We start from the raw sequence: 7,685 nt of genomic DNA, 5'->3' as shown, positions 1-7,685 counted from the left end.
CCATTGATGCAGATCAGCGAAGCTTTCAAGGGTATTTCCTTGTCGATTAATGTGTTCAATAAATTGTGTAATGTTGGCTTCTTCGATACGACTTTCGCTCGGTTGCCATACTTTGCTGCTCTCGCGCATAGGTCCCTCTATAACAAAGTGGTAACAGATTTTAGTTTGAGAGGAATACACGATAAAGTCAAACAAGCTAGATATTATATCGTGTCATAAAAATCATGCAGTTACGATGCATTGTAAACAATATGTTACATCGAATCGATACTGAGAAAATCGTGTAGGGATTGGAAGCTCTTAAGACTGCAGATAGGCTTAATGTAAAGGATTTGTTAATGGAGAAGTGCCATGACCCAGTATCGTTCTAAACCCGTAAACCAGGAAGGCAGGGTTGAATGGAGCCGTGAAGAAGACGCCATTTGGCAAGATTTGGTAACACGACAAATGGGTGTGATCCAAAACAGAGCTTGTGAGGCTTATTTACACGGTTTGACGCTGCTTGATTTACCTCAAGACCGCGTTCCTCAGTTACCAGAAATTAATCGTGTCTTGATGGAGACAACAGGTTGGCAAGTGGAGCCCGTTCCCGCGCTTATTGATTTCGACCGATTTTTTAATCTACTCGGTAATAAGCGCTTTCCAGTCGCCACATTCTTGCGTACAAGAGATGAGTTCGATTACTTACAGGAGCCAGATTTCTTCCACGAAATATTTGGTCATTGCGCGATGTTAACCAACCCAGACTTTGCTGCATTTACCGAGCATTATGGTCAACTAGGGCAAGCCGCTACACCAAAACAAAGAGCCTATCTCGCTCGTCTCTACTGGTTTACTGTAGAGTTTGGTTTGGTGAAAGAAGGGGACAAAACCAAAATTTACGGTGGTGGTATTCTTTCATCTCCTGGCGAAACCCTCTACGCATTAGAGAGTGATGCAGCAATTCGCGACCCATTTGAATTACAAACTGTGCTGAGAACGCCTTATCGTATCGACATCATGCAACCGAAGTACTACGTGATTGATGACTTTTCTCAGCTTTTTAAAATCAGTCAGTTAAATTTATTGAAACAAGCCGATCTAGCGATTGAAGCTGGACTGCTTCCTCCACTTTTTGAACCAAAGGAACCTGCTCATGTTGAATGAACAAAAATGCGAAGCTTGTAGTATCGATGCCATTGCACTAAGCAAAGAAGAGCAACAGTCTCTGCTTCTGCAATTGTCTGATTGGCAGATCATTGAAAGAGAAGATATACCTCAACTAGAAAAGGTGTATAAATTTAAGAACTTCAAACAAGCATGGGCTTTCAGTAACAAAATCGCGGAACTGGCAGAAGATGAGTTCCACCATCCCTCTATTTTGTTGGAATGGGGTAAGGTTACCGTAACGTGGTGGAGTCACTCTATCAAAGGTCTGCATAAAAACGATTTTATCTGCGCATCAAAGTGTGACGCGCTAGCATCGGCAGAGTAGGACATTACCTCATACAAAAAACGCCCGGCTTACGTCGGGCGTTTTGGTTCTAAATGACTTTTACATTACTTTATAGATTGATTCGGAAGACGGATGTCGTGCCCGATACCTCATTGCCAACGGCGATAAAATGACCACCATTACGGGTAAAGTAATTAATGGACTCTGGACCTAAATCGCCTGCTTTTGGATTGTATGTACCGTTCGCGCATTCACCATCTTCGACTTCTGTACACACTGGCTGATTGTAATCGCGACGGTTTACGTAATGTAGGAACTGTGCTTTTTTCGGATCGGTAATGTCATAAATCATAATACCGCCTTGGCGCTCTAAGCCGATGAACACGTAATGGCGACCGTTAATTTGTGCTACTTCAATCGCCTCTGGCTCAATGCCTTTATCATCACTTCGGTCATCGCCACTGTGATTGTTATCGTTGGTACTGTTGAAGTTTTTACCTTCATTCAGCAGCGAGATAGCCGCGAAATCGTCACCACTATCGAAGACCAACTTGCCGTTTTCATCCCAAATCGAGAATGAACGCGCGCCAAATGATTGAACATTCTCTTGTGCAGAAAGCGTTTGTTCCGGCTTAATCACTTTTAAACGCGCGAGTTGTTTGCTGTCTTTTAGTGCTTCTGCCAGTGGGTGCTCTGCTGCTACTTTCAGCTTCTTACCGCGCACTTCGTCAACATGACTTAAACAGGTTCCTTGCTCAGAAGTATATTCATCTGTACCAAGGAAATCGTCTTCATCCCACATCAAGCCTGCTTTGTCGCAGTGTTCTTGAGTGGTTTTGAATCCGTACTCACGGCCGTCGCCTTCATTTGCAGATACGATGTAAGTTGTCCCATCCACTGAGTAGCTGTCGATGGTGTCAGGCATAAATAAGCCAACCAGTTGTGGGTAGCTTTTCAAGTTTCCAATAATTTTGTCTTTGTTAGATGCATCGAGTTTAGCGTCCGACCAAGACTTCTCACCTAAGCCAACAATTTTTTCTACCGATTTGCTCTCTGGATTGATGATTGCCATGGCGTTATTTTCTTGTAGCGCGACATAGATTTTACCGTTATCTGCAAAAGTGAGGTATTCAGGCTCTAGATCTTGTGCGATGGTGGCGTTTGGCCCCGAAATACGCACATTCATTGGGAGCTCTGCTTTTCGTGAGCCATCAAATTCGTTAAAGCCAATTTGTGTCACTTCTGCTTGAGTAACGCTAGGTTTTAGATCGATCAAAGTGATACTACCCTCAGGGTCAACGTTGTAATCGCTGTTTGGCTCACCTTCATTAGCGGTTGCGATGTATCGGCCATCTTTCGAGAAGCCTACCATGTCTGGCAATGCGCCTGTTGGGAACGTCGTGACTAATGACAAATCGTCGGAGCGGTACAAACCAACAATACCATTCGCTTGTTTATTACTGTTTTCAATCGCAACCGCGACCAAACCATTGAATACAGCGACACTGTTTGCAGCGCCAATTTCAACGCCAGCTGCTTCGCCAGCGCTGTTGAGATCAATGAATGCGGTTTGCGTTGGTACGCCGTTGTCATCCATAGAAAGTACATCGACACGTTTTGCTTCAGCATTGACCACATAGAGCTTATCCGTACAGGCGTCATAACTGACGATTTCAGCTGCCGATGTGTCGAATGGGGCATCAGCAACGGATGTCCCGATAAACGTTAAACCTTGAATTGACGTTTCCCCAGCAACGGGCGCAGTGGTAGGTTTGCATTGTGTAGCGAATGAAGCCACGGTATCTTCGGGTTGTGATGAACACGCGATGGCAAGTGATGACAATGCGAGTGCACCGATTGCCTTTAAAGGGGTGATCATGATATCTCCTTATCAATCCGATACGTTGTCAATCAGCATGGGTTTTATGCTGCTGTCCATTTCCGCAACTGGAATGGTAGAGCGCTGAATGACGTGTGATTTGGTAAGGCTCTGAATATATGTATGATTGATGACTCTTATATTGGCTTTTTATGAAGCTAATATGTCATCAAAATGATGAAGTAGGGATAGAGGAATAATGGAATTAAAATCGTTTTTAGATTTATTGGCAGCTTCACCAGAGCAGGTCGAGTTTGAAGCAACGATGGCGGTGATCGAAGATAACTATACGTTTGAGCCAACCGCTTTTGTTAATGGTGAGACGCAAAACAATGCAGGTGAGAACAACGGTTCGTGTAAGATCTTCGCTTTCGGCTTGCTAAATAACCTAGACAAAGAAGCGACACTAGCCTGCTTTGGCCGTTTTTATCGTGAAGATGTATTGCAGCATCCAGAGAATAACGATCACCAGAATATTCGTAATTTTATGGTAACAGGGTGGGATGGTATTAAGTTTGAAGCCCCCCGCTTTAACCGCTAAATAAACACCAGTCAGAAAACGCAGAACAATAAGCCAGTCGTATTATGCGACTGGCTTTTTTTCTAGACATTTTCGGCACAAACACAGCTGGTTGGCGCTTGGCTTGGGTAAATCACGGGTTTCAATAGTAAAACACCAACAGGTTTCTTTGCCTGCGGCGATATCACAATGGGCTTGAGTCCCGCACTCAGGACAATTGTGCGTTGAATCTTCCCCTGCGATTTGTTCGATAATCGTGTTTCGTTGGTGATCTGTTTTGTCTTTCCATTGGATGATTTCATCCATCGTTCGGTGACAACCAGAGCATATTCCGGCGTTATTTTTACATGCTGCTCGACAAGGTGACTTCATTGCTTTCTCGTTCTCATTTTTATGCCGCGTACTCTAGCACAAAGCGAGTCAAAGCCGCCAAAGTAAACGTGAGTGCGATTTGCTGGTGAGGAGAGGGTGGCAGTGATATTCTTGGACGAGTTACCTAAAATCTTTGTCACTTATGTTAGAAAAAGAAAACCTCATTAAACTCGCTAGAATGCAAATGCCATTTGGGAAATATGCAGGGCGAGTGTTAATCGACCTGCCTGAAGAATACTTACTGTGGTTCGATAAAAAGGGCTGGCCAAGCGGCGAACTAGGGGATTTGCTCAAGCTGTGTTTAGCGCTCAAAATTGAAGGCTTAGATAGTGTCGTGAAGCCTTTGAAGCGAATGTAACTAGCCACAGAAACTCCCACTTTTAATGAAAAGACTTATTATGAATTTTGATATCGATGCACTGAAGCATCACCAATTGGTTGAAGATGGTAAATTAGAGGGATGTTACATTCATCAGCCAGCTCAAGGTAGCCAGCAAGATGACAAAGCTGTTTTGGCAGAGCGCCAAGCGTTGGAAAAAATGGGGTATAAGGTAATACAGGTGAAAGCTAAAGGCGGGACAACAACGTTTGCCGAGGCGATGCAAAAGCTTGCGAAGGAAACTGGTCACCTGCCTAAGGAGTAAGTGAGTGTAACCTGCCACAGCCTCCCTAGTTATTCCACGATACCATGTGTTTTCATTCAAAAGAGCCAGACCAGTTAGGCTGACTCTTTTTTGCTCCAAACCCGTTGAGAGCTTAAACATTGATCGTATTAATAAAGTCTGTCAGTAGAGAAACCAGTTAGTTGCATAAATAACGAGAAGGACTAGAAGACCTAGAAGGAATGGGAAGGTTAGCTTCATTACGAACTTTTTCTTGAAGCTTGGTTTATCGAATACCACGCCTTCGGCCTCCCTTACTCTTCGCTCTTCATCAAAATGCCATTTAATAGCTAAGTAAGCTCCAATACCTAATATAATAAGCTTAAAAGCTCCTGCAAAGTACGGAAAGAAGTTAGCCCAACTGTCGTTCATTATCCATCTCTCTCAAATTAAATATGGGCTTTACGGTAGCAGAATCCAAGGCTCATGTTTAGTGCTCTCCCAATGTCAGGTGCCCTGGCTAGCACAAGCCTACAGCTCGAGCTAGCAGTCCACAACTCTCTTTGCAATATCCTTGGTTATTAATGATTTAATAGAAAAGGACGAGAACATTTATATCCAGAGGCGTGTCCGCATGGTTTGGAACGTCTTTGCCCCATTCCAATTTGGCTGGTTTGCTCGTCTCTTTGCCTAATAGTTCCCATTTATAATGATCTTGGGTTTGCCATCAAGCCAAGATTTATGATGGAGAAAGAGTTAGCTCGAGGAGATTAAGTTCGCATCCTATTTGATGTACACGACTTGGAGAAACCGACTTATGCGGGTACTGCTAATAGAAAGCTTCGATGCCGCTTCGAGTTGAGTTCTTGAAGAAAAAGGCCGGTGCGTTTGAATAGCATCGAACGCCACCTATTAAACTCAGTATTCCCAAAGCAAAGCCCACCGACAAGTGGGCTTTGTTTTCTTCTAATAACGAGAAGAATAACTAGTAGCTCGCTTGAATGCTGACACCGCTATAGTTTGAGTAACCTTGAATCATGACGTGGTAACGCCCACTTTGTGTCGCGCTGACCGTACATGTTTCATTGTTACCGTATTTGAAAGGTCGGCAGTCCCATGCATTCAGTGCCGGTTTTGCACCAAAACGGAGATACAAGTCAGCATCGCCAGTACCGCCATACATTTGTACTGTTAAGCGCTGCCCAGCTTCTACATCAACATAGTAATACGCTACTTGACTGCTTGAGCCACTTAAACCGCTCACTGGCACGCCCGAGGTTAACTTGCCTTCTGGGTCCGGTGTTGGATCTGGGCCACCACAGTCTTGCCCACAATCAGTATCCGTTAAGCTATAAAGTAGCTTGTTCACGCTGCCTCTTGTGTCCGTCACCTTTCCGCTTGTTGCGCGACTAACGATCAAGGCTTCCACTTGGCTTGGTGACAACGAACTGTTTTCTTGAAGATACAGTGCTGCTACACCCGCTACATGTGGTGTCGCCATCGATGTACCACTAATGGTTTTGTAGCCACCGTCATACCATGCTGATTTAATTTGTGAGCCTGGCGCAAACACATCCACACAACTGCCCCAGTTTGAAAAACTCGAACGTGCATCCGTGCTGGTGGTCGAGCCGACAGTTACACCAGTAGCAACGCGCGCTGGAGAGTAGTTACACGCATCGGCGTTGGAGTTACCTGCTGCAAGCATAAAGCTGACACCCGATTGAACCGCACTTTGCACCGCACTATCGAGAGCGACAGATTGACCGCCACCTAAACTCATGTTGGCGACTGAAGGTCCGGAAGCGTTCGCAGCCACCCAGTCCACACCGGCAATAACACCAGACGTAGAACCCGATCCGGTACAGCTCAATACTCTCACGCCGACAAGGTTGACGTTTTTCGCAACACCATACAAGCTGCCGCCAATGGTGCCCGCAACGTGTGTCCCGTGTCCATTACAGTCACTTGCATCTGCATCGTTATCGACAAAGTCATACCCTGAAACCGAGCGACCACCGAACTCAACATGTGCATTATTCACACCAGTATCGATAACATAAGCCGTTACCCCAGTCCCATCAAAGTTGGCACTGTAGTTGTTATCGAGTGGCAAGTTTCGTTGGTCGATTCGGTCTAGTCCCCAAATGGCATTGGTTTGATTTGCGTCTGCCGAGACTATTGGGTCAAGCGATAGGATTCTGTCTTGCTCAATGTAGTCCACACGAGGATCAGAACGCAGATCTTTTAGTTGCTCAGGACTCAAGTTAGCGACAAATCCACTGATCGAGTGGTCAAAAACCGACTCCACTTGTATTGAATATAAACCGGACATGCGGTCTACAGACTGTTGCGTGAATTGCTCGAATTCCGGTGAGCTGCTCGCCATCATTTGCGGTTGTTGAAATACCACTATATAGCGATCTGCAATGGCGATGTCGTTCGGTGCAAGCATCAAAGTGGCAGGCAATGTGTCGGGAGCTTGTTGTAACTCTGCACTGTCCGCAATCTCATTGGGTTGAGAAAAAACGATAGAAGAATGAAAACAGAGTGCCGAGGTGATACAACAACTTAGTAGTTTCTTTAACATAAAATGTTCCTTGAAATCATAGTCTTGTTGATTTTTACCTAGTACCAAACTGTCAACACGAAAACACAGACAATCAGCGTAGTACGCTCAATACGTGCTGCAGTGACGTTACACAAATCAAGCTAGACAATAAGCAATCATGTGCATAGTTGAGAATAATTCACATACTCAGAAACATGATCAATAACTAAGCTTTATTGAAATTGAAATGCAAGGATTCATTTAGATTTAGAGCAAAATCCCTAAAATAGAATAATTCTACACACCTGGCTTATTGCATGTTATAT

Annotated in this window: 9 protein-coding genes; 5 read left to right on the top strand and 4 right to left on the bottom strand. The window is 44.6% G+C overall.

Annotated features, from left to right (window positions below; all coding sequences use genetic code 11):
* Positions 1–351: 351 nt before the first annotated feature.
* Both phhA and CAG69_RS11975 read left to right on the top strand, forming a co-directional pair.
* A complete protein-coding gene (phhA, locus tag CAG69_RS11980) occupies positions 352–1,146 on the top strand; it encodes a phenylalanine 4-monooxygenase (protein WP_161444358.1) in 795 nt (264 codons plus the stop codon).
* Positions 1,136–1,474: a 4a-hydroxytetrahydrobiopterin dehydratase gene (locus CAG69_RS11975; protein WP_005375563.1), complete on the top strand. Its 339-nt coding sequence runs from the start codon at positions 1,136–1,138 to the stop codon at positions 1,472–1,474. Before phhA ends, CAG69_RS11975 begins: the two co-directional genes overlap by 11 nt.
* A 70-nt stretch (positions 1,475–1,544) precedes the next feature.
* On the opposite strand, the gene CAG69_RS11970 is transcribed toward CAG69_RS11975, so the two are convergent.
* Positions 1,545–3,314, bottom strand: a complete 1,770-nt coding sequence (locus CAG69_RS11970; protein WP_161444356.1) for a choice-of-anchor I family protein — start codon at positions 3,312–3,314, stop codon at positions 1,545–1,547.
* 199 nt (positions 3,315–3,513) lie between these two features.
* Here CAG69_RS11970 and CAG69_RS11965 point away from each other — a divergent pair, with 199 nt between their 5' ends.
* On the top strand, positions 3,514–3,855 hold the full coding sequence (locus CAG69_RS11965; protein WP_161444355.1) for a HopJ type III effector protein: 342 nt from the start codon (positions 3,514–3,516) through the stop codon (positions 3,853–3,855).
* Positions 3,856–3,897: 42 nt separating this feature from the next.
* Here CAG69_RS11965 and CAG69_RS11960 read toward each other — a convergent pair whose 3' ends face one another.
* Positions 3,898–4,206, bottom strand: coding sequence for a cysteine-rich CWC family protein (locus CAG69_RS11960; protein ID WP_161444353.1), 309 nt, complete (start codon positions 4,204–4,206; stop codon positions 3,898–3,900).
* Positions 4,207–4,348: 142 nt separating this feature from the next.
* Between CAG69_RS11960 and CAG69_RS11955 the strand changes: the two genes are divergently transcribed.
* Complete coding sequence (locus CAG69_RS11955; RefSeq protein WP_005375557.1) at positions 4,349–4,564, top strand: DUF3820 family protein; 216 nt, start codon at positions 4,349–4,351, stop codon at positions 4,562–4,564.
* A 40-nt stretch (positions 4,565–4,604) separates the two neighbouring features.
* Complete coding sequence (locus CAG69_RS11950; RefSeq protein ID WP_046873683.1) at positions 4,605–4,850, top strand: hypothetical protein; 246 nt, start codon at positions 4,605–4,607, stop codon at positions 4,848–4,850.
* Positions 4,851–4,991: 141 nt separating this feature from the next.
* On the opposite strand, the gene CAG69_RS11945 is transcribed toward CAG69_RS11950, so the two are convergent.
* Both CAG69_RS11945 and CAG69_RS11940 read right to left on the bottom strand, forming a co-directional pair.
* Positions 4,992–5,240, bottom strand: coding sequence for a hypothetical protein (locus CAG69_RS11945; RefSeq protein WP_161444351.1), 249 nt, complete (start codon positions 5,238–5,240; stop codon positions 4,992–4,994).
* Between the two features lie 553 nt (positions 5,241–5,793).
* A complete protein-coding gene (locus CAG69_RS11940) occupies positions 5,794–7,398 on the bottom strand; it encodes a S8 family peptidase (RefSeq protein WP_161444349.1) in 1,605 nt (534 codons plus the stop codon).
* Positions 7,399–7,685 lie beyond the last annotated feature (287 nt).

It is taken from the genome of Vibrio sp. V43_P6S15P86, from assembly GCF_009904725.1.
GTDB classification, from domain to species: domain Bacteria; phylum Pseudomonadota; class Gammaproteobacteria; order Enterobacterales; family Vibrionaceae; genus Vibrio; species Vibrio diabolicus.
This window is presented reverse-complemented; position numbering and strand designations above follow the sequence as displayed.